Genomic DNA, 537 nt, shown 5'->3' on the forward strand with positions numbered 1-537 from the left:
GCGCACCGAGTCCGTCACGGTTCGTTTTGAATTGACCGAAAACGGAAGCGGGGGCTCCACGTCGGGCTCCGCGTCGGGGGCTCCACGTCGGGGCTCAGACGAGCCGTACCGGCTTCTCCGGGCGTATCCCGACCTCGGCCAGCCAGGACCGCAGGGGTGCCGGGTCGCCGTCCTCTATGAGGCTCAGCACCTTGGGGGTCAGATCGGCTGCGCGTTCGCCGTTGACCAGGAGGGACGGGCCGTCGAGCCAGTCGAGGCCGGGGGTCGCGCCGGCCGTGTCCATCGCGGCGCAGCACACCATCGCGGTGACGTGGTCGGCGAGCAGTTCGCGGGGGGTGCGTGGGGGTTGGAGCGGGAAGAGGGGGAGCGTTCCGCCGTCCCAGAGGGGGATGTCGAGGGCGGCGGCCGGTGGGCCTGCCTGGGGGGCGAGACCAGAAGCTTCCTCCCGCGCCAGCTCCGCACTGAGCCCAGCGGCCAGGGCGGCGCAGCGGGGGGTTGGGGGTGGGGGGTCGGCTATGGGCAGGGGCTCTGGGGGCT

General features: G+C 73.0%; 1 pseudogene. It reads right to left on the bottom strand.

Annotated elements, in window-relative coordinates:
• Positions 1-94 precede the first annotated feature (94 nt).
• A pseudogene (locus ACTWQJ_RS52160) lies at positions 95-537 on the bottom strand (hypothetical protein); the annotation flags it as partial.

This window comes from Streptomyces sp. KR55 (genome assembly GCF_052245645.1).
GTDB lineage: Bacteria > Actinomycetota > Actinomycetes > Streptomycetales > Streptomycetaceae > Streptomyces > Streptomyces flavusporus.